General features: G+C 72.4%; 28 protein-coding genes and 1 pseudogene. 20 read left to right on the top strand and 9 right to left on the bottom strand.

Annotation, left to right across the window (positions count from 1 at the left end):
• The first annotated feature begins 69 nt into the window (after positions 1-69).
• Positions 70-1,104 (top strand): DUF3048 domain-containing protein, encoded by a 1,035-nt coding sequence (locus tag QE370_RS17295; protein ID WP_309635109.1) that lies wholly within the window; start codon positions 70-72, stop codon positions 1,102-1,104.
• A gap of 38 nt (positions 1,105-1,142) precedes the next feature.
• On the opposite strand, the gene QE370_RS17290 is transcribed toward QE370_RS17295, so the two are convergent.
• Positions 1,143-1,811, bottom strand: a complete 669-nt coding sequence (locus tag QE370_RS17290) for a TetR/AcrR family transcriptional regulator (RefSeq protein WP_253025591.1) — start codon at positions 1,809-1,811, stop codon at positions 1,143-1,145.
• Positions 1,812-1,947: 136 nt separating this feature from the next.
• Here QE370_RS17290 and QE370_RS17285 point away from each other — a divergent pair, with 136 nt between their 5' ends.
• Entirely contained in the window at positions 1,948-2,472 is a 525-nt protein-coding gene (locus QE370_RS17285) for a hypothetical protein (protein WP_309635108.1), read from the top strand.
• 86 nt (positions 2,473-2,558) lie between these two features.
• Here the strand turns inward: QE370_RS17285 and QE370_RS17280 are convergent, their stop codons facing one another.
• On the bottom strand, positions 2,559-3,368 hold the full coding sequence (locus tag QE370_RS17280; RefSeq protein WP_253025595.1) for a MerR family transcriptional regulator: 810 nt from the start codon (positions 3,366-3,368) through the stop codon (positions 2,559-2,561).
• Between the two features lie 18 nt (positions 3,369-3,386).
• Between QE370_RS17280 and QE370_RS17275 the strand changes: the two genes are divergently transcribed.
• From QE370_RS17275 to QE370_RS17260, 4 genes are read left to right on the top strand one after another with little or no spacing between them, the layout of a single operon-like run.
• On the top strand, positions 3,387-3,938 hold the full coding sequence (locus QE370_RS17275) for a YqgE/AlgH family protein (protein ID WP_253025597.1): 552 nt from the start codon (positions 3,387-3,389) through the stop codon (positions 3,936-3,938).
• A gap of 58 nt (positions 3,939-3,996) precedes the next feature.
• Entirely contained in the window at positions 3,997-4,287 is a 291-nt protein-coding gene (locus tag QE370_RS17270; RefSeq protein ID WP_253025598.1) for a DUF3039 domain-containing protein, read from the top strand.
• Complete coding sequence (locus QE370_RS17265) at positions 4,280-5,974, top strand: DEAD/DEAH box helicase (RefSeq protein WP_309635107.1); 1,695 nt, start codon at positions 4,280-4,282, stop codon at positions 5,972-5,974. The genes QE370_RS17270 and QE370_RS17265 overlap by 8 nt, the downstream gene beginning before the upstream one ends.
• Before the next feature lie 19 nt (positions 5,975-5,993).
• The gene (locus QE370_RS17260) at positions 5,994-6,950 is read left to right on the top strand and encodes an alpha/beta hydrolase (RefSeq protein ID WP_309635106.1); all 957 of its coding nucleotides are present in this window, start codon (positions 5,994-5,996) and stop codon (positions 6,948-6,950) included.
• A gap of 736 nt (positions 6,951-7,686) precedes the next feature.
• On the opposite strand, the gene QE370_RS17255 is transcribed toward QE370_RS17260, so the two are convergent.
• The gene (locus QE370_RS17255; protein ID WP_253025604.1) at positions 7,687-8,310 is read right to left on the bottom strand and encodes a TetR/AcrR family transcriptional regulator; all 624 of its coding nucleotides are present in this window, start codon (positions 8,308-8,310) and stop codon (positions 7,687-7,689) included.
• Between the two features lie 146 nt (positions 8,311-8,456).
• Here QE370_RS17255 and QE370_RS17250 point away from each other — a divergent pair, with 146 nt between their 5' ends.
• The 4 genes from QE370_RS17250 to QE370_RS17235 all read left to right on the top strand — a co-directional run bounded on the left by QE370_RS17250 (position 8,457) and on the right by QE370_RS17235 (position 12,333).
• Complete coding sequence (locus QE370_RS17250) at positions 8,457-9,992, top strand: long-chain fatty acid--CoA ligase (RefSeq protein ID WP_253025606.1); 1,536 nt, start codon at positions 8,457-8,459, stop codon at positions 9,990-9,992.
• Positions 9,992-10,891, top strand: a complete 900-nt coding sequence (locus QE370_RS17245; RefSeq protein ID WP_309635277.1) for an oxygenase MpaB family protein — start codon at positions 9,992-9,994, stop codon at positions 10,889-10,891. Before QE370_RS17250 ends, QE370_RS17245 begins: the two co-directional genes overlap by 1 nt.
• A gap of 188 nt (positions 10,892-11,079) precedes the next feature.
• Entirely contained in the window at positions 11,080-12,117 is a 1,038-nt protein-coding gene (locus QE370_RS17240) for an LLM class flavin-dependent oxidoreductase (protein WP_253025608.1), read from the top strand.
• A 78-nt stretch (positions 12,118-12,195) separates the two neighbouring features.
• Positions 12,196-12,333 (top strand): hypothetical protein, encoded by a 138-nt coding sequence (locus tag QE370_RS17235; protein ID WP_158509182.1) that lies wholly within the window; start codon positions 12,196-12,198, stop codon positions 12,331-12,333.
• Here QE370_RS17235 and QE370_RS17230 read toward each other — a convergent pair.
• Positions 12,320-12,895 (bottom strand): isochorismatase family protein, encoded by a 576-nt coding sequence (locus QE370_RS17230; RefSeq protein ID WP_253025610.1) that lies wholly within the window; start codon positions 12,893-12,895, stop codon positions 12,320-12,322. The two genes, QE370_RS17235 and QE370_RS17230, sit on opposite strands and share 14 nt — an antisense overlap.
• A 32-nt stretch (positions 12,896-12,927) precedes the next feature.
• Positions 12,928-14,215 (bottom strand): annotated as a pseudogene (locus QE370_RS17225) (nicotinate phosphoribosyltransferase).
• Between the two features lie 77 nt (positions 14,216-14,292).
• Here QE370_RS17225 and clpS point away from each other — a divergent pair.
• Positions 14,293-14,601, top strand: a complete 309-nt coding sequence (clpS, locus tag QE370_RS17220; protein WP_253025611.1) for an ATP-dependent Clp protease adapter ClpS — start codon at positions 14,293-14,295, stop codon at positions 14,599-14,601.
• Positions 14,601-15,176 carry a DUF2017 domain-containing protein gene (locus tag QE370_RS17215; RefSeq protein WP_253025612.1) on the top strand — a complete coding sequence of 192 codons (576 nt, stop codon included), beginning with the start codon at positions 14,601-14,603 and terminating at the stop codon, positions 15,174-15,176. Before clpS ends, QE370_RS17215 begins: the two co-directional genes overlap by 1 nt.
• A 17-nt stretch (positions 15,177-15,193) precedes the next feature.
• Here the strand turns inward: QE370_RS17215 and QE370_RS17210 are convergent, their stop codons facing one another.
• The 3 genes from QE370_RS17210 to QE370_RS17200 form a co-directional block, all read right to left on the bottom strand.
• Positions 15,194-15,511, bottom strand: a complete 318-nt coding sequence (locus QE370_RS17210; protein ID WP_309635105.1) for a hypothetical protein — start codon at positions 15,509-15,511, stop codon at positions 15,194-15,196.
• A 64-nt stretch (positions 15,512-15,575) separates the two neighbouring features.
• On the bottom strand, positions 15,576-16,232 hold the full coding sequence (locus tag QE370_RS17205) for an ankyrin repeat domain-containing protein (RefSeq protein WP_309635104.1): 657 nt from the start codon (positions 16,230-16,232) through the stop codon (positions 15,576-15,578).
• A gap of 116 nt (positions 16,233-16,348) precedes the next feature.
• Positions 16,349-16,981, bottom strand: a complete 633-nt coding sequence (locus QE370_RS17200) for a GntR family transcriptional regulator (RefSeq protein WP_309635103.1) — start codon at positions 16,979-16,981, stop codon at positions 16,349-16,351.
• Between the two features lie 93 nt (positions 16,982-17,074).
• Between QE370_RS17200 and QE370_RS17195 the strand changes: the two genes are divergently transcribed.
• From QE370_RS17195 to QE370_RS17180, 4 genes are read left to right on the top strand one after another with little or no spacing between them, the layout of a single operon-like run.
• On the top strand, positions 17,075-17,509 hold the full coding sequence (locus tag QE370_RS17195) for a M67 family metallopeptidase (protein WP_286689618.1): 435 nt from the start codon (positions 17,075-17,077) through the stop codon (positions 17,507-17,509).
• Between the two features lie 40 nt (positions 17,510-17,549).
• Positions 17,550-17,882 carry a MoaD/ThiS family protein gene (locus tag QE370_RS17190; RefSeq protein WP_253024624.1) on the top strand — a complete coding sequence of 111 codons (333 nt, stop codon included), beginning with the start codon at positions 17,550-17,552 and terminating at the stop codon, positions 17,880-17,882.
• 4 nt (positions 17,883-17,886) lie between these two features.
• Positions 17,887-18,837, top strand: a complete 951-nt coding sequence (locus tag QE370_RS17185; RefSeq protein ID WP_309635102.1) for a cysteine synthase — start codon at positions 17,887-17,889, stop codon at positions 18,835-18,837.
• Between the two features lie 50 nt (positions 18,838-18,887).
• Positions 18,888-19,865, top strand: a complete 978-nt coding sequence (locus tag QE370_RS17180) for a ribose-phosphate pyrophosphokinase (RefSeq protein ID WP_067855709.1) — start codon at positions 18,888-18,890, stop codon at positions 19,863-19,865.
• 54 nt (positions 19,866-19,919) lie between these two features.
• Here the strand turns inward: QE370_RS17180 and QE370_RS17175 are convergent, their stop codons facing one another.
• On the bottom strand, positions 19,920-20,777 hold the full coding sequence (locus QE370_RS17175; protein WP_309635101.1) for a DUF4062 domain-containing protein: 858 nt from the start codon (positions 20,775-20,777) through the stop codon (positions 19,920-19,922).
• Positions 20,778-20,895: 118 nt separating this feature from the next.
• Here QE370_RS17175 and QE370_RS17170 point away from each other — a divergent pair, with 118 nt between their 5' ends.
• Genes QE370_RS17170 through QE370_RS17155 form a run of 4 tightly spaced genes read left to right on the top strand, consistent with a single transcriptional unit; the run spans position 20,896 to position 24,752 of the window.
• Entirely contained in the window at positions 20,896-22,374 is a 1,479-nt protein-coding gene (locus QE370_RS17170; RefSeq protein WP_309635100.1) for an ABC transporter substrate-binding protein/permease, read from the top strand.
• The gene (locus QE370_RS17165; RefSeq protein ID WP_309635099.1) at positions 22,371-23,141 is read left to right on the top strand and encodes an amino acid ABC transporter ATP-binding protein; all 771 of its coding nucleotides are present in this window, start codon (positions 22,371-22,373) and stop codon (positions 23,139-23,141) included. The genes QE370_RS17170 and QE370_RS17165 overlap by 4 nt, the downstream gene beginning before the upstream one ends.
• 58 nt (positions 23,142-23,199) lie before the next feature.
• The gene (gene murI / locus QE370_RS17160) at positions 23,200-24,006 is read left to right on the top strand and encodes a glutamate racemase (RefSeq protein ID WP_253024616.1); all 807 of its coding nucleotides are present in this window, start codon (positions 23,200-23,202) and stop codon (positions 24,004-24,006) included.
• Positions 24,003-24,752, top strand: a complete 750-nt coding sequence (locus tag QE370_RS17155; protein WP_253024614.1) for an MBL fold metallo-hydrolase — start codon at positions 24,003-24,005, stop codon at positions 24,750-24,752. The genes murI and QE370_RS17155 overlap by 4 nt, the downstream gene beginning before the upstream one ends.
• The last annotated feature ends 8 nt before the right edge of the window (positions 24,753-24,760 follow it).

Below are 24,760 nucleotides of genomic sequence, written 5' to 3'. Positions count from 1 at the left end.
GCCGACACCTGCGCGTCGTCCGGCGCAGGGTCCGACGTCGGGCGCCGCTCGTCAGGCAGGGTGGAGGTCATGACGAAGCACCGCCTCGCCGTCCTGGCCCCCGTCGTCGCCCCGGTCCTGGCCCTCGGGCTCGTGCTCTCGGGGTGCTCCTCGGGCCAGGACACGAAGGCGGCTCCCGAGCCGTCGAAGGGTGCCGGCGGGACCATCGTCGAGACGTCACCGCTCACCGGCGAGGTCCTGCGCGACGGTCGGCCGAAGAACCCGGTGTTCCTCGTCAAGATCGAGAACACCGACGCGGGCGCGCCGCAGGTCGGGCTCGACCAGGCCGACCTCGTCGTCGAGGAGCTCGTCGAGGGCGGCCTGACCCGCCTCGCGGCGTTGTACTACTCGAACCTGCCGCGCAAGGTCGGCCACGTGCGGTCGATGCGCGCGACCGACATCGGCATCGCCTCGCCGGTCGGCGGGCAGATCGTCGCCTCGGGCGGCGCGTCCGGCACCTACGGCCTGGTCAAGAAGGCCGGTCTCAAGGTGTTCTCCGAGGACGAGGGCGCGCCGGGGTTCAGCAGCGACCCCGCCAAGGTGCGCCCCTACAACCGGCTCGTGGACCTGCAGCGGCTCAAGCGGGCCAAGCCCAGCGACATCCCGGGCCCCTACCTCGACTGGACGCCCGCCGGCGGCACCGAGGCGTCGCCGTCCGCCTCCTCGTCGGCCGGGACGAAGCCACGCCGGGTCACCCGGGCCTCCGTGCGCTTCTCGGGCTCCTCCACGACGCAGTGGAAGCTCTCGAAGGGCCATTGGGTGCGCACGAACGGCCACGCCTCCCGCGAGTTCCGCGCCGACACCCTCGTCGTGATGTTCGCCAAGGTCGGCGACGCGGGCTACACCGACCCGGCGGGCAACCCGGTGCCCGAGACGCGGATGAAGGGCTCCGGTCGTGCCGTGGTCCTCACCGCCGACGGCGCGGTGGAGACCACCTGGCGCAAGAAGGTGAACCGCTCGACCCTCTCGTTCACGACGAAGGACGGCGCGCCGCTCACCATCGACCCCGGCAAGACGTGGATCGAGCTCGTCCCGCAGGGCGCGGGCGCGGTCTCCCTGCGCTGAGCGGGAGGGCCTGACCGGGAGAGGTCGACCGGGAGGGGTCAGGCCTCGGCGTGCGGGTCGGTGAGTGACGGCAGCAGCCGCATGCCCGCGAGGATGCCGCTGATCGAGGCGAGCACCTCGGCCGACGCCTGCTCCGCGTCGTCGGCGTCGGCGACGTACTCCGAGCTCGAGCGGATGGCGCCGAAGAAGATGGCGGCGTAGGCCTCGCTCAGCTCGTTCGCCCCGCCGAGGTCGTCGAGCAGCGCGTCGACCGTGCGCTTGACGATGCCGTAGGAGGCGGCGCGCTCGGCGACGGCCCAACGCTCGTGCCCGAGCGCGACCGGGCCCTCCTGCAGGCAGATGCGGCGGAACTGCGGCTCCCGGCACACCTCGAGGAAGCCCTCGAGGCCGATCTGGGCGCGCTCCCACGGGTCGTCGGCGGTGTCGATCCGCTTCTCGATCTCGCGCGTGGCCTTCTCCTGCAGCCGGTCGAAGACGCTCTCGAACAGCGCGAGCTTGCTCGGGAAGTGGTGGTAGAGCGCACCCTTCGTGACGCGGGCGGCCGCGACGACCTCGTCGAGCGACGTGCCCGCGTAGCCGTGCGCGGCGAACAGCTGGGTCGCGTTCTCCAGCAGGGCGCGCTTGGTGCTCGAGGAGTAGCCCGTCCGGCGGGTCGTGCTGCGGGCGGCGCGGAGCACCTTCTTCTGCACCTTCGCGGGACTGGTCATGGCGCCCATCCTACGCACGCGTGGTGGTGAGCCTCACAGCACGCCAGGTTGCCTGACCTGCGCAGACGCAACATACTCGAAGTACGTACCGAGGGTATGTTCCCTCGAACGACGGTCCCCCGAAAGGAGCACCTCCATGACCTGGGATGCCTACAACCGTCGCAAGTCCGCCCTCCGCGGGGTCCTGCAGCTGGCCGACCGCCGCCGCGAGGACACCGCCGACCAGCTGCTCGATGCCACCTCCGGCGCCCGCGAGGCGTTCGGCGACGAGCTCTCCCTCCTCTTCGACGTCCAGATGGCCTGGTACCAGCGGCTCAGCGGCCAGCTCGACCGCACCGTGCTCGAGGGCGACGCCCCGGCGACGGTCGCCGTCGAGGCCTGGGTCGCGGCGGCTGCCGCCATGCCCGGCGCACGGGCGCTGCTCGACGCCCACCGCGACCGCCCCGAGCTCGCGAAGGCCTTCGCCAAGGAGCAGGCCCTGCTGGCCGTCTCCGCCGGGGTCTCCAGCTGGCACCCCGACCTGCTCGGCCAGGGCGAGCGGATCGTGGCCGAGGCCCGCGACCGCGCCGTCCACGCACCCGTCGACACCCTCCCGTCGCGTGACGGCGAGGGTCGGGCGAGCGCCTTCATCGCCCGGCTGCGCAACGCCCTCGCCGCCTGAGCGGTCCCCCTGACGTCACCCCGTCCGCGCCTTCTCCCTCCCTCCCGGCGCGGGCGGGGTGATCCCCTTCGTGCCGGGCGTGCGGGTCAGCCGTCGGCGTCCGCGGGGGCGCTGCGACCGCGCAGGCCCACCTCGGCCAGCTGCTGGCCGATCTCGGCGTCGATCGCCGCGGCCAGCTCCTTGCGGAACATCGCGTACGTGACCTGGCTCGCCACGGGCAGGAGCTTCTCGACCGCCCCCAGGACCTCCGGCGCCTCCTCGGGCGGTAGTCCGCGGTTCAGGAACGGCTGGGCGATCGCCTTCACGGCGTTCTCGACGAAGGAGTCCGCGATCTCGCGCAGGTTGCGCTGCAGCAGCGGGAACAGCTCGATGATGTCCTTCGGGGGCAGACCGAGGGCGACGGCGGCGGCACCGTTGCGGACGATCGCCGGCTGCACCAGCAGCACCGACTCGTGGTCGTCCTCGACCCAGGCCGCCAGCCCGAACTCGACCAGGGCCTCGATGAGGCCGTCGTCGCGGCCGACGTTCGCGAGCGCGGCCAGCGCGTCGCGGCTCATCAGCTCGGGCTCGACGTCGTTCCAGGGCTCGTCGAGCAGGTGCAGCAGGTCCAGCGCCGGGGCGGTCGCCGACGCCGGGCTCGACAACACCGCCTTCTCGACGGCCGCCAGCGTGTACCCACGGTCGAGCAGGTCGCGCACGAGCTGCAGCCGTTGCAGGTGCCCTCGGTGGTAGTAGCCGGTGCGGCCCTCGAGTCGAGGCGGCTCGATCAGTCCTCGCGCCGCGTAGGCGCGGACGTTCCGGACGGTCATGTTCGCCCGCGCGGCGAGCTCGTCGACGGTGAACTCGACGTCCCCGTCGGCGTCGTCCGGCCCGGATGGCCCCTCCGTCACTGACATGCGGGCATCATAGGGGGCATGGAGACGCTCGCCGGTCGACTCCTCGTCGCCACCCCGGAGATCGCTGCCGGCCCGTTCGCGCGCAGCGTCGTCCTGCTGCTCGACCACGACGAGGACGGCGCGCTCGGCGTGGTCCTCAACCATCCGCTGGAGGCCGACGTCGAGGACGTCCTGCCGGCCTGGGCCGCCGTGGTCGGGGCGCCCGACTGCCTCTTCCAGGGCGGGCCGGTCGCCACCGACGCCGCGCTCGCGGTCGGGGTGCTCGGTCCCTCGGCCGTGCCCGTGCCCGGCTGGCGGGCGATGACCGGCTCCTTCGGCCTCGTCGACCTCGACGGGCCACCGCCGCAGGGCGGCGCGCTGCGGGGCCTGCGCGTGTTCGCGGGGTACGCCGGGTGGGGTCCCGAGCAGCTCGAGGGTGAGCTGGAGGAGGGCGCGTGGCTCGTCGTCGAGGCGCGTGACGACGACCTGCTGTCGCCCGTGCCCGAGCGGCTGTGGCGCGACGTGCTGCTGCGCCAGGACGACGACGTCCGCCTGCTCTCCACCTATCCCGAGGATCCCGGCCTCAACTGAGCCGCACGTCCACGACCCGGGTCCGGGGGCGCTCGACCGGTGGCTCGCAGACGTTACGATGAGCGACGTGGGATTCTTCGGCAGCGGCACCCAGACGGTCCAGGACGAGCGCACCGACCTGCGCGGGGACGAGCGGCTCGAGGACGGTGACCACGAGCGCTTCAGCCACTACGTCCCGAAGGACACGCTGACCGAGGCGATGGTCATGGGCACCCCCTGTGTCGCGCTCTGCGGCAAGGTGTGGACGCCCAGCCGTGACCCGCAGCGCTTCCCGGTCTGCCCGGAGTGCAAGGAGATCTGGGAGGGCATGCAGCCCGGCGACGAGGGCGGCTCCGGCTCGGATGCCTAGCCAGCGCCTCCGGGCCTGGCAACGCGACGCGTTCGAGCTGTACTCGCGCAGGGAGCCGCGCGACTTCCTCACCGTCGCGACGCCCGGCGCCGGCAAGACCACGTTCGCCCTGACGATCGCGGCCGACCTGATGCACCGCGGTGTGGTCGAGCGCATCGTCGTCGTCACCCCGACCGACCACCTGAAGACGCAGTGGGCGCTCGCCGCGTCGGGCCTCGGCATCCGGCTCGAGCCGGCGCTCTCGGGCGCGCTGGCCCCGGGCTTCGACGGCTACTGCGTCACCTATGCCGGCCTGTCGGTGAACCCGAACGGGCACCGCGTACGGATCGACGCCCGCAAGACGCTGGTGATCCTCGACGAGGTGCACCACGCCGGCGACTCGTTGTCGTGGGGCGACGCCGTCCAGGAGGCCTGCGAGGGCGCGGTGCGTCGGCTCTCGCTCACCGGCACCCCGTTCCGCTCCGACGACAGCCCCATCCCGTTCGTCACCTACGAGCCGCAGCGCGACGGCACCAAGCAGAGCGTCGCCGACTACTCCTACAACTACGGGCGGGCGCTGCGCGACGGCGTCGTGCGGCCCGTGCTGTTCATGGCCTACTCCGGACAGATGCACTGGCGCACCCGCGCCGGCGACGAGGTGGCTGCCCGGCTCGGCGAGCCGCTCACCAAGGACGCCACCGCCCAGGCCCTGCGGACCGCCCTCGACCCGGAGGGGTCGTGGATGCCGACCGTGCTGCGGGCCGCGCACCGACGGCTCCTGGAGGTCCGGCGCGACATCCCCGACGCCGGCGGTCTCGTCATCGCCTCCGACCAGGACTCCGCCCGTGCCTACGCGCGCCTGCTCACCGACCTGACGGGGGAGCGGCCCACCGTCGTGCTCTCCGACGAGGCCGGCGCGAGCGGACGCATCGCCGAGTTCTCCGCGTCGATGTCGCCGTGGATGGTCGCCGTGCGGATGGTGAGCGAGGGGGTCGACGTGCCGCGGCTCGCCGTCGGCGTGTACGCCACCACGATCGCCACGCCGCTGTTCTTCGCGCAGGCCGTGGGCCGCTTCGTGCGCGCCCGGCGTCGGGGCGAGACCGCGTCGGTGTTCCTGCCCAGCGTCGCCGGTCTGCTGGCGCTCGCCGCTGACCTCGAGGTCGAGCGCGACCACGTCGTCGGCCGGCCGGTGAAGGACGAGGACGACCTGTTCGCCGCGGAGGCCGAGATGCTGGCCCGGGCGCAGGCGGGGGAGTCGGCGTCGGCCGAGCTCGAGCAGGGCACCTACCAGGCGCTCGGCAGCGAGGCCGACTTCGACCGCGTGCTCTTCGACGGCGGCGAGTACGCCGCGCAGATCTCGGACTCCCTCGACGACGACGACCTCGACTTCCTCGGCATCCCCGGCCTGCTCGAGGCCGACCAGGTGGCCGAGCTGCTGCGCGCCAAGCGGTCGAAGGCGTCGGCGGCAGCTCCTCGCGCCGCCACCCGGACCGCGGAGGACGTGGCGCACGAGCGTCGCAGCGAGCTGCGCCGCGAGCTCAACGGCCTCGTCGGCGCCTGGCACCACCGCACGGGGCAGCCGCACGGCGTCACCCACGCGCAGCTGCGCACCGAGACCGGAGGGCCCGCTGCGGCGCAGGCCACCGTCGAGCAGCTGCAGCGCCGGATCGACCTGCTCCGACGATGGGCCCTGCGCGCGTCGGGCTGAGCGGCACTAGCGTGAGGGCATGGCGCTTCCTCTCAGGACCCGTGTGTTCGGCGTGCTCGTCCGTCTCGGCTCCACGCCCATCGAGGAGGTCGACGACCTCCACAAGGCACGGTGCGAACGGCTCGGGCTGCAGCGCAGCGCCGTCGGACGCTGGCTGTTCGGCACGGCCGACCCGTCGGTGCGTACCACCGAGCACCACGTGCAGGTCGACGGCCGGGCACGGCGCTTCCTGCAGCACCGCCCGACCGGCGCCGCGAGCTCCGGGTCGGCGCCGCCGGTCGTGCTGAACCTGCACGGCGGCGGCTGGGTGCAGGGCAACCCGGAGCAGTCGGCCTGGTTCGCGAGCCGGGTCGCCGCCCGGACCGGCGCCGTGGTCCTCTCCTTCGACTACCGTCTCGCGCCCGAGGACCCGTTCCCGGCGGCCGTCGACGACGCGTGGGCGGCGCTGCAGTGGGTCGTCGAGCACGCGGAGGAGCTCGACGTCGACCCCGACCGGGTGGCCGTCATGGGCGACAGCGCCGGCGGCGGGCTGGCCGCGACGACGGCGCTGCTCGCGCGGGACGCCGGGGCGCCCGCGTTGAAGGCGGAGGTGCTCATCTACCCGGGCGTCGAGATGTACGACCGGTGGCCGAGCGAGGACGAGTTCGCCGACGCGCCCGTGCTGTCGTCGGCGAACATGCGCGCCTTCGTCCGCCTCTACCTGCGCGACCAGCACGGCACCCTCGACTGGCGCGCCTCGCCCATCCGCGCCGAGTCGCACGCCGGGCTGCCGTCGACCCTCGTCCTCGTCGCCGGCCACGACCCGCTCTCCGACAACGGCCGCCGCTACGCCGAGACCCTCGGCGAGCAGGGCGTCCACGTCGTCCTGCAGGAGTTCCCCGACGCCCTCCACGGCTTCGTGAGCCTCCCCGGCGTCAGCCCCGCCGCCACCCAGGCCGTCGACGTGACGGCGAGGTTCCTGCGCGACGTGCTCTGACCTGCGGGGCTGCGGTCGGCGTGACCCTGCTGGTGCGCTGCCTCGGGAGGTCTGGGCTTGGTGCTGCGCTGCCGCAGGGGGTCTGGGCTTGGTGGTGCGCTGCCGCAGGGGGTCTTTGCTTGCTGCTGCGCTGCGTCGGCTGGCGCTGGGGGTGGTCTCCGAAAGGCCTCGACCGGGCGGATGGCGGGCGCGCTGGTCTGGGTTCTCGGGCTGTGGGTCGGGTGGGACGCAAGATTCTTCGTTTGTGCGCGGGAGGGCCGAGGCTTCTGCGTTTGCTACGGGATCCCGTCACCAACGCAGAAGCGTTCGACCTCGCGCGCGCCAAGGCAGAGTCTTGGGTGCACTTTGGGGTGGGGTGGGCAGCGCTTCTCCCTTCTCGTGGCACGGTCCACGAGAAGGAAGCATCGTTGCCACGTCTGACCCCCTTGGCGGTGGATCCGCCACCTGGAGAGCCCTCAGAAGGTGGCAGATCCACCGATGGGACGCGCCAACGCAGATTCTTGCGTCCACCCCCAGCGCCAACCCGCAGCCCGAGAACCCGAGGCGCCGCCGTCGCCAGCCGCCCGGTCGAGGCCCTTGCGGAGCGCAGGACGACTCGAGGTCGCGCCAGCGCAGCCCCACCCGAGCGAGAAGCCGCGCCGACGCAGCCCCACGGACCGAGAAGCCGCCCCGACGCAGCCGCAGGTCGAGCGAGAAGCCGCACGGCGCATCCGCAGGACGAGACGATCAGAGACCCTCAGCCCCCCAGCACCTCCGGCACCACGTCGTCGACGATCGCGAGGAGGGTGCGGCGCAGGAGGGTGTGGACCTGGGGGCGGGTGAGGGCGTCGTGGAGGAGCCACTCGCGGGCGGCGGAGCGGGCGAGGTGCCCGTAGGTGCGCACGAGGGCGCGCAGCAGGTCGCGGTGGGCCGCGTCGTCGCCGAGGTGGACGGCGTCGAGCACGCGGTCGACGGTGATGTTCTCGGCCTCCGTCAGGATCGCCTCGAGCTCGGGGTCGCGGCCCATCACGAACGGGTCGGCGGCCGCGATCCACGTCGTGCCCGACTCCTGCAGTGCGTCGAGGTACCAGGCCACGGCGGCGTCGATGCGCTCCTCGAGCGTCCCGTCCGGGAGCTCCTCGACGGCCACCGACGGGACGGTCGACGCCTCGCGAACGACCTCGAGGTAGAGGTCGCGCTTCGTGCCGAAGTAGTGGTTGATGAGGCCGCGCGCGACGCCGGCCTCCTGCGCGACGTCGGCGAGGGAGACGGCGGGGTAGGGGCGGGCCGCGAACGCCGCGGTGGCGGCCGCGAGGATCTCGGCGCGGCGTCGGTCCGCGTCGAGACGCTGGAAGCGGGGGCCGGCGGGGCTCGTCGTCACCCGCCGAAGCCTGCCACGACCACGCATCGCTGCGCAGCCCCACCGCGCACCCGACCGTTGACGGCGCCACCACGGAGTGCCATTGTTGGCGGTGCGCCAACAAGAGTGACCTGGCGCACGCCACCCGCGTCCTCCGAGGAGTCGATGTGCAGCTCACCCAAGGCCTCCACCGTGCCGTCCAGACCAGCCCCGACGCCGTCGCCACCGTGTGCGGCGACCGTCGCCGCACCTTCCGCGAGCACGCCGACCGCGTCGCCCGGCTCGCCGCCGCGCTGCACGGCCTGGGGGTCCGCGAGGGCGACCGCGTGGCGATCCTGTCGCTGAACAGCGACCGCTACGCCGAGTACCTGCTGGCGGTGCCGTGGGCCGGCGCGGTCGTCAACCCCGTCAACATCCGCTGGAGCCCCGCCGAGGTCGTCTACTCCCTGCGCGACTCCGGCACCACCGTGCTGCTCGTCGACGACGCCTTCGCGCCCCTCGTGCCGACGCTCACCGAGCAGGTCGAGTCGCTCGTCGCGGTCGTCCACTGCGGCGACGGTGTGCTGCCCGAGGGTCTGCTGTCGTACGAGGAGCTCGTCGCCGCCCACGAGCCCGTCGACGACGCGCGCCGCTCGGGCGACGACCTCGCCGGCATCTTCTACACGGGCGGCACGACCGGCTTCCCGAAGGGTGTCATGCTCTCGCACGCCAACCTCGTCACGTCGGCCATGGGCGCGATGGCCTCCGGCGAGCTCGTGCGCCGCGGCTCGGTCCTGCTGCACGCGGCACCGATGTTCCACCTGGCCGACCTCGCCGCGTGGACGTCGCAGGTGCTGCAGGGCGGCACCCACGTGACGGTGCCGTTCTTCGAGCCGGCTGCCGTGCTCGACGCGATCGAGCGGCACGGCGTCACCGACATGCTCCTGGTGCCGACGATGATCCAGATGCTCGTCGACCACCCGGCCGTCGGCGACCACGACCTGTCGTCGCTGCAGCGCCTGCTCTACGGCGGATCGGTCATCTCCACCGGCGTCCTCGAGCGCACGCTGGCCACCCTGCCCGGCGTGCGTCTCACGCAGGCCTACGGCATGACCGAGCTGTCGCCGGTCGCCACCCTGCTGCTGCCCGACGAGCACGAGGGTCGTCGACTCTCGTCCGGTGGTCGCGCCGCGCTGCACGCGGAGGTGCGGATCCTCGACGCCGACGACCGGCCGGTCCCGACCGGCACGGTGGGGGAGATCTGCGTGCGCGGGGGACACGTCATGCAGGGCTACTGGAACAAGCCGGAGGAGACGAGGGCGGCCCTGCGTGGCGGCTGGATGCACACGGGCGACGGCGGCTACGTCGACGAGGACGGGTACGTCTACGTCGTCGACCGGATCAAGGACATGATCGTCACGGGCGGTGAGAACGTGTACTCGGCCGAGGTCGAGAGCGCCCTCAGCAAGCACCCGTCCGTGGCGCAGGTGGCGGTCATCGGGCTGCCCGACGAGCGGTACGGCGAGAAGGTGCACGCCTACGTCGTCGCGACGCCGGGCACGGCCCCGGACCCCGACGAGCTGCAGACCCACGCCCGCGGCCTGATCGCGGGCTACAAGGTGCCCCGGTCGTTCACCCTCGTCGACGCGTTGCCGATGTCGGGCGCGGGCAAGATCCTCAAGCGGGAGCTGCGGGCCCAGGCGGCGCAGGAGGTGACCGCGTGATGCGCATCCCCGGACTCCTGCCCCGCGACCACTGGGTGCGGCACGTCGAGACCCTCGACCCGACCGTCGACTACGAGGAGATCTCGCGCATCACCGGGCACCACGAGTTCCCGTGGGACCTGCAGCAGGCCCTCAGCTTCGCGCTGTTCCGCACCTACGCGGTGCCGTCGATCGGCAGCCTCCTGCACCGGACCGACGAGTTCACGGGCAGCACGCAGAAGCGGCACGACGACACCGTCATCGTACTCGAGACCGTGCTCGACGACGGCATGGAGAACCCGGACGGTCGCGCCGCGATCCGTCGCATGAACCAGATGCACGGCAGCTACGACATCTCCAACGACGACATGCTCTACGTCCTGTGCACCTTCGTGGTGGCACCGGTGCGGTGGATCGAGGAGCTGGGATGGCGTCGGCTCACCGAGACCGAGCTGCGGGCCGCGGTCGAGTACTACCGGCGGCTCGGGCGGCTCATGGGGATCCGCGGGATCCCCGTTGACTACGCCGGGTTCGAGCGGCACATGGACCGCTACGAGGCGGCGCACTTCGCGTTCGACCCCGGCTCGCGCGCGGTCGCCGACGCCACGCTCGACCTCTTCACGACGTTCTACCCGCGACCGCTGCGCCCCGCGATGCGCACGTTCGCGATCGCGCTGCTCGACGACCACCTGCGCCGGGCGTTCGACTACCCGGCGCCGCCCCGCTGGGTGCAGCGGGCGGCGCGGCGCGCCATCCGTGCACGCAGCCGGGTGGTCCGGCTCCTCCCGCCGCGCCGGCGTCCGTACGACCCTCGGCGCTCGCACCGCATCCGCAGCTACCCGGGCGGGTTCATGGTCGAGCGGCTCGGCACCTTCCCCTCGGGCAGCCGGGCCGACGACGTGACCGCCTCGACCGCCTAGCGTTCTCCGCGCCGGGACCGTGACCTTCGACCCCGCCGGACGGTTGAGGGAGTGACGTCACCCTTCGTCGGGGTCCGTCCGGGCCCCGTCCCGGGGGAGGCCCGGACGGGCCGGCGCCGCCGGCCCGGGCCTCCCCCGGCAGCGGGCGCCCGGGGAAGGGTTCACCGCCCGACGTTGTTGACCCCGGTATGCGCCTGTCCGTCCTCGACCTCGTCCCCGTCCGCACCGACCAGTCGACCGCGGACGCCGTCGCGGCCGCCGTCTCGCTCGCCCAGACCGCCGACCGGCTGGGCTTCGAGCGCTACTGGGTCGCCGAGCACCACAACATGCCTGCCGTGGCGGCGTCGAGCCCGCCGGTGCTGATCGGCGTGCTGGCGGGCGCGACGGAGCGGATCCGGCTGGGCTCCGGCGGCGTCATGCTCCCGAACCACGCGCCACTCGCCGTCGCCGAGCAGTTCGCGCTCCTGGAGGCCGCGTTCCCCGGCCGGATCGACCTCGGCATCGGGCGCGCCCCCGGCTCCGACCCGGTCACGTCGTGGGCGCTGCGTGGTGCTGCGGGCCGCGACGACACCGACGTCGAGAACTTCCCCCAGTACCTCGACGACGTCGTGGCCCTCATGGACGGTCGCGGTGTGCGGGTGCCGATCCCGCAGCAGCAGTACGTGCTGAAGGCGACGCCGGCGGCGACGTCGGCAGCCCGGCTGTGGTTGCTGGGCTCGTCGATGTACTCCGCGCAGCTCGCCGCGGCCAAGGGTCTGCCGTACGTGTTCGCGCACCACTTCTCGGGACAGGGCACCGAGGAGGCGCTGGCCCACTACCGCTCCCACTTCCGCCCGTCGGACCTGCTGGACCGCCCGACGACGTTCCTCACGGTCAACGCGTCGGTGGCCCCGACGACCGAGGAGGCGCTGGCCATGGCGCTGCCGAACCTGCAGAACATGGCGCGTCTGCGCACCGGTCAGCCGCTCACCGCGATCGACCTCGTCGAGGACGCGCAGGAGGCGGTGCTCGCACCGCAGCAGCAGGCCATGGTCGACGCGGGCACGACACGGCCGGTGCTGGGCGACCCGCAGACCGCCGCCCGGCAGGTGCGGGAGCTCGCGGAGCACTTCGAGGTCGACGAGGTCATGCTGCACCCGGTGGGCTCGGCCCGACGCGGAGCGGACCCCCGACGCTCTCCGGCCCGCGAGGAGACGCTCGAGCTGCTGGCCAAGGAGCTGCTCTAGCCCGCTCGTGCGGCACCGGTCACCTGACGTTCACGTCGGCGACCGGTGCCGTTGCGCTGCCGGGGTCACGCTGGCGCCATGAAGCACACGCTCACCCGTCGCGACCTGCTCGCCTCGATCCCGGTGATCGCCCTCGGGGCGCTGCTGTTCGTGCTGCCCCCGGCCCCGGACCAGCCCACGCAGACGCCCACGGCGTCGGCGGTCAGCGCTCCCTGACCTCGACCCGCGCCGCGCGCAGCTCCTCGCGCAGCGCGGGCAGCCCGGACGGGTCGACCGCAGCGGTCATCCCCTCGATCACCCGCACCGTGAAGCCCTCGCGGGCGCCGTCGAGCGCCGTGGCCCGCACGCAGTGGTCGGTGGCGATGCCGACGACGTCGAGCGTCGTGATGCCGTGCTCGTGCAGCCACGCAGCCATCGGGACCCCGTCGGAGGTCACGCCCTCGAAGCCGGAGTACGCCGCCTCGTACTCGCCCTTGAGGAAGACCGCGTCGAACTGGTCGTCGCGCAGCGGCTCGTGCAGCTCGGCGCCGGGGGTGCCGACGACGCAGTGCGGCGGCCACGAGTCCACGTAGTCGGGCGTGCTCGAGAAGTGCGGTCCGGGGTCGACGTGGTGGTCGCGGGTGGCCACCACGGTCGCGTACTCGCCGGACTGCAGGAGTGTCGCGACCCGGTGGGCGAGGTCGGCGCCACCGGCGACGGCGAGCGAGCCGCCCTCGCAGAAGTCGTTCTGCACGTCGACGACGACGAGTGCCGTGGACGGGTCGTGGGTCGTGGTCATGGGTCCTCCCGACAGGTGGGGGTGGGGTCGGTTCAGCGCTCGAAGACCGTCTCGAGCACGGGCTCGCCGGCGGAGAGCTTGTGCGCGGCGGCGGGCAGCTCGGCGATGGCCGCGGCATGGCGTGCGCGCGCGTCGTCGAGCGTGTCGTGGTGCACCCGCGTGCCGCCCTCGACGAACGGCACGAGGAGCGAGCGGTCGTCGCCGTCGTCGTGCGGCGGCGCGCCGATGCCGACCACCTCGGCCTGCGCCGTGCCCTCGGCCGAGAGTCGTCGCAGGGCCCACTTGCGGCCGCCGACGCTGGCCTTGTCGGCACTCTTCTTGGCCACCGGGGACGAGGGCGTCGCCCGCGTCGGCGCGCGCGACGAGCTTGTAGACGAACCCCGACGTGGGGGCGCCGGACCCGGTGACGAGCGACGTGCCCACGCCGTACCCGTCGACCGGTGCGGCGGCGAGCCCGGCGATGGCGTGCTCGTCGAGGTCGCTGGTGACGACGATGCGCGTCGCCGTGGCGCCGAGCCCGTCGAGCTGCTCGCGCACGCGTCGGGCCAGCGACGGGAGGTCGCCGGAGTCGATCCGGACGGCGCCGAGCCCTGGTCCGGCGACGTCGATCCCGGTGCGGACCGCCTCCTCGATGTCGTAGGTGTCGACGAGCAGGGTGGTGCCGGTCCCGAGCGACGCCACCTGCGCCGTGAACGCGTCGCGCTCGGTGTCGTGCAGCAGTGTGAACGAGTGGGCGCTGGTGCCCGCCGTCGGGATGCCGTGCGTGCGCCCGGCCTCGAGGTTGGACGTGGTCGCGAACCCGGCCACGTAGGCAGCGCGTGCGGCGGCGACGGCGGCGCGCTCGTGGGTACGGCGCGAGCCCATCTCGATGCAGGGTCGTCCGTCGGCCGCGCCGACCATGCGCGCGGCGGCCGACGCGATGGCGGAGTCGTGGTTGAGCACCGAGAGGAACAGCGTCTCCAGGACCACGGCCTCGGCGAAGGTCCCCTCGACGACGAGGACCGGCGACGCGGGGAAGTAGAGCTCGCCCTCGGGGTAGCCCCACACGTCGCCGGTGAACCGGTAGTCGGCGAGCCAGTCGCACGTCGTGTCGTCGACCACACCCCGCTCGCGCAGCCAGGCGACGGTGCCGGGGTCGAAGCGGAAGTCCTCGAGGGCGTCGAGCAGGCGCCCGGTGCCCGCCACGACGCCGTAGCGCCGGCCGGTCGGCAGCCGGCGCGCGAACAGCTCGAACACTGAGTGCCGGTGCGCGGTGCCGTCGGCGAGCGCCGCCTGCAGCATCGTGAGCTCGTAGTGGTCGGTGAGGAGTGCCGTGGTCACCTCGCCAGCGTAGGGCCGCCGTCGGACGCGGCACCCCCACGCGGGCGCGTTTCGGTCAGCGGCGACCCTGGGACACAATGGGACGCGTGACCACCCCGGCCCCGATCGAGCTCGACGAGCCTGCGTCCGAGCTCGGCCTCGCGCTCCAGGACCCGTGGGTCACGATCGTCTGGAACGACCCGGTCAACCTGATGTCCTACGTGTCGTACGTGTTCCGCACGTACTTCGGCTACACCGAGGAGAAGGCGACCGAGCTGATGCTGGCGGTGCACCACGAGGGGCGGGCGGTCGTGTCCAGCGGCAGCCGCGAGCAGATGGAGCGGCACGTGCAGGCCATGCACGAGTACGGCCTGTGGGCGACGCTGCAGAAGTCGGACTCCGTCTGATGCGTCCCTTCAAGCGCCGCCGACGCGGCGGGGTCGTGGCCGTGTTCGAGCCCGACGAGGCGCACGTGCTGGCCAACCTGGCCGGGCAGGTGGTCGAGCTGCTGCGCGACCGCAACGGTGCCAGCGAGTCCGACCCCGACCCGCTCGCCGTCCAGCTCGGCATGGGTGGCCCGTCGCTGCCACCGGAGGACCCGGTGCTGCGCCGGCTCCTTCCCGACGCGTACGGCGACGACGCGGAGGAGTCGGCCGAGTTCCGCCGCTTCACGGAGCGGTCGCTCACGAGCGCCAAGGTCGAGAACGCCGAGCGTCTCATCGCGTCGCTCGAGGCCGGCGGCCTCGATCACGAGGAGGAGATGGACACCGTCGTGGAGGTCGAGCTCGACCCGGCCGACGTGCAGGCGTGGCTGCGCAGCCTGACCGACATCAGGCTCTCCATCGCCGTCCGCCTCGGCATCGACTCCGAGGACGACCAGCTCGCGCTGTCCGAGAGCGACGACCCCGCCGTGAGCACGATGGTCGACGTCTACGACTGGCTTGGCTACGTGCAGGAAACCCTGGTCGGCGCGCTCGACTGACCGTCGCGGGGAGGCGCTCAGTCGACGTCGACCAACGGCACCGAGAACACGCCGTCGACCCGGAACTCGACGCGGACCGGGACGTCCGACTCGTTCCCGCCCCGCCGATGGACGCGAGCGTCGCAGTCCATGGTGTCGCCGACGCCCGCCCAGAACGGCAGGGGCTCGCACGAGGCGTCGATGCTCGAGATCTCCGTGCCTCGTGGGGCCAGCCGGTCCCACAGGTCGTACCGGACCATCTGCTCGATGTCGGCTGTCGTCTCACCGCCCGAGCAGCCCGCGACCGGCACCAGGAGTGTCAGGAGGACAGGTAGTGAGAGCGACCGACGCGGCATGCAGCGCACGCTAGGGCGCGCGGAGAGCTCCCGTCACCGGAACCCGGAACGTGTTCCGGACCTCTCAGCCGCGACGCAGGACCGCTGCCATGGCGGTCAGGCCGCGGGCCTCGGCGAGCTGGAGCGCAGTACGCCCCTGGCGGTCGCGGATCGTCGGGTCGGCGCCGGCGTCGAGCAGTGCCTGGACGACGGCCCGGTGGCGGGGGCCGCCGTCGCCGAGCACGACGGCCTCGAGGAGCGCCGTCCACCCGAGGTCGTTCACGTGGTCCAGGTCGACATCGGTCGTCGACACCCAGCGGACGTACGCGACGTGCCCGCGCTCGCTCGCAGGGATCGGCGAGAGACCGCCGAAGCGGTTGCGCAGGGTGAGGTCGGCGCCCGCGTCGAGCAGCAGACGCCCCATCGCGACGCTGCCCGTGACCCCCGTGACCAGCCACGGGGTGTCGGACCGGTCGTCGACCGCATCCGGGTCGGCGCCGACGTGCACCAGCAGCTCCGCCACCTCGACGTGGTCCGCCGCCGCGGCGAGCAGCAGCGGGGTGCGGCGTCGTGCGTCGCGGGCCTCGACGTCGGCCCCGTCGCGCAGGGCGCGGGCGACACCCCTCGCGTCGCCGTCGCGCGCCGCGACGAGCAGGCGACGGTCGACCCGCTCCTGCGCGGCGGCGTCGAGGCTGGACCGCGGCGACGCCGACGCAGACGGGGAGGACGGGGTGCGGGTCACGGCGGTCTCCTCGGGGCTGGTCGGGCGTCCGGAGCCGGGACCCGGGTCGGGATCCGCGGGCGCGGAGCAGGCGGTGAGGGCGAGCGTCGCGAGCACGGCGACTACGCCGCGCGACCTCACGTCCGCTCCGCGAGCGCCGCGCGGCTGGTGCGGACGTGCTGCGCCAGGACGGCGTCCACGCGGTCGGCGTCGCCCTGCTCGAGCGCGTCGACGAGCGCGACGTGCTCCGCGTGCACGGGCGCAGGGTCCGCGTGCTGCTGCAGCGCCCAGGCGAGGACGCGGCGCAGCGGCCGGGCGGTGCGGCGGACGGTCGGCGCAGGCGCGAGGTCGAGCAGGCGCAGGTGGAACTCGGCGTTGAGCCGCACGGCGTCGGCCTCGCGTCCGCCGTCGATCGCCGACCCCGCGCGCACCAGCAGCGCGCGCAGCGACGACAGGTCGGTGCGCGCGGCGAGCAGGCGTCGCACGGCCACGGCGTCGAGGGCGTGCGCCACCTCCAGCAGCTCGCTCACCTGGTCGGGGGAGAGGTCGCTCACCGCGACGCCCCCGGTGGCCCGCTCGGTGGCGAAGCCCTCGACGACCAGCTGGTGCAACGCCTGACGCACCGGGACGCGCGAGACGCCGATCCAGTCGGCGAGCCGGCGCTCGACGAGACGTTGACCCGGCACGAGGTCACCGGCCACGATGAGGTCGCGGAGCACGTCGGCGGCGCGGTCGGCGTCGAGCGCACCCTCGCGGCGAGTCTTTGGCATACCAAAAGCGTAGCGGGTCGGTCGTCGCGCCCGTGCGTCTCGCGAGCCAGACGTCGCCCGACGAGTCCGCCGCACCTGGCTAGACTCGCCGCCGTGCTGACCATCGACCGCGCGACCCGTGACGCGATCATCGCCCACGCACGCCGCGACCACCCGGACGAGGCGTGCGGCGTCGTCGCCGGGCCGATCGGCTCCGACCGTCCCGCGCGCCACGTGCCGATGGTCAACGCCGCGATGTCGCCCACCTTCTACGAGTTCGACTCCGGCGACCTCCTGCGGCTCTACCGCGACATGGACGACCGCGACGAGGAACCCGTCGTCATCTACCACTCCCACACCGCCACCGAGGCCTACCCGTCCCGCACCGACGTGAACCTCGCGTCGGAGCCGAACGCCCACTACGTGCTCGTCTCCACCCGTGACGGCGGCGAGGTCGAGGGCACCGATGTCGACTTCCGGTCCTACCGGATCGTCGACGGCGAGGTGACCGAGGAAGAAGTCACCGTCGTCGAGCGTTACGACACCTGAGCACCCACCCCCCGAACCCCGGAAGAGAGCGACGACACCGATGGCCATCGAGGTCCGAATCCCGACCATCCTGCGCACCTACACCGACGGCGAGCGCGCCGTGCAGAGCGAGGGCGCCACCGTCGCCGAGCTCGTCGAGAACCTCGAGGCCGCCCACACCGGCATCAAGGAGCGGCTGGTCGAGGACGGCAGCGTCCGCCGCTTCGTCAACGTCTACGTCAACGACGAGGACATCCGCTTCACCGGCGGGCTCGAGACCGCCGTCTCCGACGGTGACACCGTCGTGATCCTGCCCGCCGTCGCGGGTGGCGCTGTCGACGTCGCCGTGGTGTCCTCCGCCGCCCAGGGCCCGGCACCCCTGCCGGGTTCCTGAGCCCGTGACCCGCTTCGACTCGCTCGTCGACTCCGTCGGCGGCACGCCCCTCGTGGGGCTGCCGTCGCTGTCGCCGTCGCCGGACGTCCGGCTGTGGGCGAAGCTGGAGGACCAGAACCCCACCGGGTCCATCAAGGACCGCGCCGCGCTGGCCATGATCGAGGCGGCCGAGGCCGACGGTCGTCTGACGCCCGGCTGCACCATCCTGGAGCCGACGAGCGGCAACACCGGCATCTCCATGGCCATGGTCGCCAAGATGCGTGGCTACCGGATGATCTGCGTGATGCCCGAGAACACGTCCGAGGAGCGTCGCCAGCTCCTGCGGATGTGGGGCGCCGAGATCATCCCCTCGCCCGCCGCAGGGGGCTCCAACGAGGCCGTGCGGGTCGCGAAGGGCCTCGCCGAGGAGCACCCCGACTGGGTGATGCTCTACCAGTACGGCAACCCCGCCAACGCCGAGGCGCACTACCGCGGCACCGGGCCGGAGATCCTCGCCGACCTGCCCGAGGTGACGCACTTCGTCGCCGGGCTCGGCACCACCGGCACGCTCATGGGCACGGGCCGCTTCTTCCGCGAGGCCAAGCCCGACGTGCGGATCGTCGCCGCGGAGCCGCGCTACGGCGAGCTGGTCTACGGCCTGCGCAACCTCGACGAGGGCTTCGTGCCCGAGCTGTACGACGCCGACCTCATCGACGCGCGGTTCAGCGTCGGCCCGCGCGACGCCGTTCGGCGGGTGCGCGAGCTGATCGAGCACGAGGGCATCTTCGCCGGCATCTCCACCGGCGCCATCCTGCACGCGGCGCTCGCCCAGGCGGCGAAGAGCCAGAAGGCCGGCGAGCGCGCCGACATCGTCTTCATCGTGTGCGACGGCGGCTGGAAGTACCTGTCCACCGGTGCCTACGAGGGCACCCTCGACGACGCCGAGGACGCGCTCGACGGCCAGCTGTGGGCCTGACCTCGCCGTTCGTGGTTCCGGGGCGGCGCCACCTCCGCTAGCCTCACCGTGTGCGCGACATCGTGGTCTTCTCCGGAAGCGCCCACCGAGCCCTGGCCGAGGCCATCTGCAGCGAGCTCGGCACGAGCCTCTCGCCGTCGGAGACCGTGCGCTTCAGCAACGACTGCCTGCAGTCCCAGCTGCTCGCCAACTGCCGCCAGCGTGACGTGTACATCGTGCAACCGCTGGTGCCGCCGACGCAGGACCACCTCATGGAGCTGCTGCTCATGGTCGACGCCGCGCGCGGTGCGTCGGCCGCGTCGATCACCGTCGTCGTGCCGCACTACGCGTACGCGCGCTCGGACAAGAAGGACGCGTCGCGCATCTCGATCGGCGGCAAGCTCGTGGCCGACATGATGGCCACCGCCGGCGTGAACCGCGTGGTCACCATGACCCTGCACGCACCGCAGGTGCACGGCTTCTTCTCGATGCCGCTCGACCACCTCACCGCCATCGGCGAGCTCGCCGACCACTACCGCGACTCCGACCTGTCGAACGCCGTGGTCGTCTCGCCCGACTTCGGCAACGCGAAGACCGCGTCGCAGTTCGCGCGGCTGCTCGGCCTGCCGGTCGCGGCCGGCAGCAAGCAGCGCAAGGCCGACGACAAGGTCGTCATCGACGCGATCGTCGGTGACGTCGCCGGCAAGCGGGCCATCGTGCTCGACGACGAGATCGCCACCGGCGGCTCCATCGTCGAGCTGGTCTCGATGCTGGAGCGCCAGGGCGTCACGGAGATCTCCGTGGCCTGCACCCACGGGCTGTTCACCGGCAAGGCCGTGGAGCGGCTGCGCGACCACCCCGGCATCGCCGAGGTCGTCACCACCGACACCGTCCCGCCACCGGCCGACTGGCCCGCCCTGCGCGTACGGTCCGTCGCGCCGCTCTTCGCGCGGGCCATCGCCCGGATCCACGCCGGCGAGTCGGTCAGCAGCCTCTTCGACGGCGTCGACCCCACCCACGCCCCGCCGCAGCCCAAGCTGCCGCTCTGACCTTCGGCGGACCGGTCGGATACCAACGGCCATGGCTAAGCTCCCGGGTTGGTCCTACCCGACGTGGAAATCTTCGTCACGGGCTTCCCCATCCTCGGTCCACTTGATGCGAAGGATGTCCTCGCTGTCCCCACCGAACATGTACTCAACATGCACTGTTCTCGTTTGGCCTGCGTGCACGACTGTTGGGACTCCATCTGTCAGTACATGCATCCGCTGCTGAGGATTGGCAGGTTCGAAGACGACGTCCTTCGCGTCCTCTCGCCCCTCGTTGGTGACCTCGACCCAGTGCCGGGTGCGGTAACGCGGTCTGCCCTTCGAATCGTAATCACGAATCTCGCGTTCCTCGCGAGGCTGTACCCGAAACTTCACCTTGGGCGAACCGCTCTGAAGGACCGGGGTATCTGCGTCAACGCGAGCAATGTCGTGCTCGATGGCCTTCCAGACTTCATGCTCGAGTTGAGACGTGTTGCTGAACTCCCCAAGCAATCCGCGGCTCGACATCTTCTCCTTGAAGGCTCGAAGACCGTCCAGTTGCTCAGTGTCGACATCGTTCGGCAGTGGAGCGGTGGAAAAGTAGAGGTGGACCGGCGTTCCGCCTTGCAGGGCGCGCTCGATCTCCTCCACCGTTCCGGATACTGCGTCGGGGGTCGGGGAGCCGAGCCGGCTGCCGAAGAGCGCGAAGACGATGTCTGAGTCGTCTACGCCCTGAGCGTTGATCAGAGATTGGGGCCTGTCCCCGAGCTCAGGGACCGCGGAGGTTTCCCAACGCCATGGCTGCAAGATGATCTGCTTGGACCTTGCGTTCGCGTCGTTCCAGTTGAGGACCGCCTTCTCGACGGCATCGCGTGCGTCCGGGATATCGGACGGCGACGCGATCATGACTCGAAGTACTTGGGCTACGTATGCCATGCAACGACCGTAGCTGGGAGAGAGGACAGTTTTTCGCGCATCGCGTCCGCGCAACGGGACGGAGGTGCCGACCGCGACGTGCCGGACTAGGGTCGAGCGACGACGAAGGGGGTCCGGCGTGAGCCGACGTGTGCTGGGGCTGCTGGCGGGCCTCGTGCTGGCCGTGCTGTCGCCGCTGCTCCTGGTGGGGCCGGCGCAGGCGGCCGACGGCGGCTCCGGCGAGGGCCGCGAGGTCGTGGTCGGCACCGAGGGCACCTACCCGCCCTTCTCGTTCAACGAGGACGGCCAGCTCACGGGCTACGACGTCGACGTCATGAAGGCCGTGGCGAAGGAGGCCGGCTGGCGCCTGCGGTTCGTGCAGTCCCAGTTCGACGCCCTCTTCGGCTCGCTCGACGCCGGCCGCATCGACGTGATCGCCAACCAGATCACGATCAACCCCGAGCGGGAGGCGCGGTACGCGTTCTCCGAGCCGTACGCCTACTCGCGCGGCGTCATCGTCGCGCGGAAGGGCTCGGACATCCGGACGCTGGCCGACCTGAAGGGCCTGACCACGGCGCAGTCGGCCACGAGCAACTGGTCGCAGGTCGCGAAGGACGCCGGCGCGAAGGTCGAGAACGTCGAGCAGTTCTCTCAGGCTGCCGACCTGGTCGCGCGCGGCCGGGTCGACGCGATCGTCAACGACAACATCGCCGTCCTCGACTACCTCGCCACCTCCGGCAACGACCAGGTCGAGATCGTCGGCGACGCGGGCGACGAGGTCAGCCGCCAGGCGCTCGCGTTCCGCCAGGACGACGCCGACCTGGTGCGTGAGGCCGACCGCGCGCTGGACGCCCTGCGCGCCGACGGCACGCTGGAGCGCATCAGCGAGGACTACTTCGGCGCCGACGTCTCCGTCGAGGACGGGGGAGAGGCAAAGGTCGGTGGTCGCGACGAGACGTCGTGGGTGACGAGCGTCCGCGAGGCCGCGTGGCCGGCGTTCGTCGCCCTGGTGAAGATCACGATCCCGCTGACCGCGATCAGCTTCGCGATCGGCCTCGCGGCGGCGGTGCTCATCGCCTTGGCCCGGGCGTCGTCGTCCCGGTGGCTCTCGTGGCCGGCCCGTTTCTTCATCTCTGCAGTCCGCGGCACGCCGCTGCTGCTCCAGCTCTTCGTGGTCTTCTACGGCCTGCCGCAGCTCGGACTGGACCTCCCGTCCTTCCCGGCCGCGGTGCTGGCCCTCAGCGTGAACGTGGCGGGCTACGGCGCGGAGACCGTCCGGGGCGCGTTGCTGGCCGTGCCGCGCGGGCAGCACGAGGCCGCCGCGACCATCGGCATGTCGGGCCGCCTCGCCCTGCGCAGGGTCGTCCTGCCGCAGGCTGCGCGCATCGCCGTGCCGCCGCTGTCGAACACGCTCATCTCGCTGGTCAAGGACACCTCGCTCGTGTCGGTCGTGCTCCTCACCGACGTCACGCGCGTCCTCAACCAGCAGGCGTCGGCGTCGTTCGACTACCTGCCGCTGTACCTGCTGGGCGGCCTGTACTACTGGATCGTCTGCACCGTGCTCTCGGTGGCGCAGGGACGCCTCGAGACCCGACTGAACAGGTACGTGACGCCATGACCACGCCGTCGCTCCTGCAGGCCCGCGGCCTGCGCAAGACCTTCGGCGACGGCGTCGTGCTCGACGGTGTCGACCTCGACGTCCCCGAGGGCACCACCATCGCCATCATCGGCCCGTCGGGGTCGGGCAAGACGACCCTGCTGCGCTCGCTGAACGCGCTCACCGTGCCCGATGCCGGCACGGTGTCGATCGGCGACGTGTCGGTCGACTTCGGGTCGCTGCCGCGCGGCAAGGAGGGGCGTCGGGCCTGCGAGCGGCTGCGCGCGCAGAGCGGCATGGTGTTCCAGTCCCACGAGCTCTTCCCGCACCGCACCGTGCTCGGCAACCTCGTCGAGGGACCCGTGCAGGTGCAGGGCGAGGATCCCGACGAGGCCGCCGCACGCGCCCGCGCACTGCTCGAGCAGGTAGGGCTCGCCGGACGCGAGGACGCGTACCCGTCGCAGCTCTCGGGCGGCCAGCAGCAGCGCGTCGGCATCGCCCGTGCACTGGCGCTGCGTCCCCGCGTGGTGCTGCTCGACGAGCCGACGTCGGCGCTCGACCCCGAGCTCGTCGGCGAGGTGCTCGCCGTCGTGCGCGACCTCGCCTCGCAGGGATGGACGATGGTGGTCGTGACGCACGAGATCCGGTTCGCGGCCGACGTGGCGGACACGGTCGTCTTCGTCGACGGCGGGCACGTCGTCGAGCGCGGACCCGCACGCGACGTCGTCGACGCGCCCCAGCACGAGCGCACGCAGCGCTTCCTCGAGCGCGTGCTGCACCCGGGGTGATGATCATGACGGTCCCGGGACTGGCCGTGTCGCCGGACGGTCCGTAGGCTTGCGCCTCGTGGCGGACGCACCGATCGGGATCTTCGACTCAGGCTTCGGCGGCCTGACGGTCGCTCGAGCGGTGATCGACCAGCTGCCCCACGAGGCCGTGCTGTACCTCGGCGACACCGCCCGTCAGCCCTACGGACCCCAGCCCATCCCGGCGGTCCGCGAGTTCGCGCTCGAGTGCCTCGACCACCTCGTCGCGCACGGCGTGAAGATGCTGGTCATCGCCTGCAACTCCGCGAGCGCCGCCGTGCTGCGCGACGCTCGCGAGCGCTACGACGTGCCCGTCGTCGAGGTGATCGTGCCCGCCACGCGGCGCGCGGCGCGAGCCACCCGCAACGGTCGGGTCGGCGTCATCTGCACCCGCGCGACCGCTGCGTCCCGGGCGTACGACGACGCCTTCGCCGCCAACCCCGGCATCGAGCTGTTCACGCAGGCGTGCCCCGACTTCGTCGACCTCGTGGAACGTGGCGTCACGAGCGGGCCCGAGGTCACCGCCGCCGCGGAGGAGTACCTCGCGCCGCTGCGCGAGGCGGGTGTCGACACGCTCGTGCTCGGCTGCACGCACTACCCTCTCCTGACCGGGGCGATCGCCCTGGCCATGGGCGAGGAGGTCACCTTGGTCTCGAGTGCGGAGGAGACGGCGAAGGACGTGTACGCCCGTCTGGTCCAGGACGACCTGCTCCGCGACCCCGCGGCGGGTGCACCCGAGCACCGCTTCCTCACCACCGGCCGACCCGACGAGTTCGGCGTGCTCGGCCGACGCTTCCTCGGTCCCGAGGTCGGCTCGGTCGGCCAGTTCGCGCAGGTGGTCGCGTGAGGCTCACCATCGTCGGGTGCGCCGGGTCCTACCCCGGGCCCGACTCCGCGTCCAGCTGCTACCTCGTCGAGCACGAGGGCTTCCGGCTGCTGCTCGACCTCGGCAGCGGCGCGCTGGGTCCGCTGCAGCGCCACCTCGACCTGCGCGACGTCGACGCGGTGCTGCTGTCGCACCTGCACGCCGACCACTGCTTCGACCTCTCGGGCTTCTACGTGGTGAGCAAGTACCACCCGCAGGGCACCCTGCCGACGATCCCCGTGTACGCGCCGCAGGGCGCCGGTCCGTTCCTCGCGAGCAGCTACGGGCGCACCGAGGGCCTGCAGATGGCCGACCAGTTCGACTTCCGCACGTGGGTCGACGGCGAGACCGTGCAGGTGGGCCCGTTCACGGTCACGCCGCGCCTCATGGACCACCCCGTCGAGGCGTACGGGATGCGGCTGGAGGTCGACGGGAAGGTGCTCGCGTACTCCGGCGACACCGCGCCCACCGAGGCCCTCGACGACGTCGCGCTCGGCGCCGACCTCTTCCTGTGCGAGGCGTCGTTCGTGGAGTCGGGGACGAACCCGCCGAACCTGCACCTGACCGGGGCGGAGGCCGGCGACTACGCCACCCGCGCGGGCGTCGGACGTCTGCTCGTCACCCACGTGCCCGCCTGGACCGACCGCGACGAGGTCGCCGCCGACACGCGCTCGACGTTCGCCGGAGAGTTCGTGCTCGTCGAGGCCGGGCAGGTCTACGACGTCTGACGGACGTC

The organism is Aeromicrobium sp. SORGH_AS_0981 (assembly GCF_031453195.1).
In the GTDB taxonomy this organism is placed as follows: Bacteria; Actinomycetota; Actinomycetes; order Propionibacteriales; family Nocardioidaceae; genus Aeromicrobium.
Note: the sequence above shows the minus strand (reverse complement) of the source record. Positions and strands in the feature narration are given on the sequence as shown.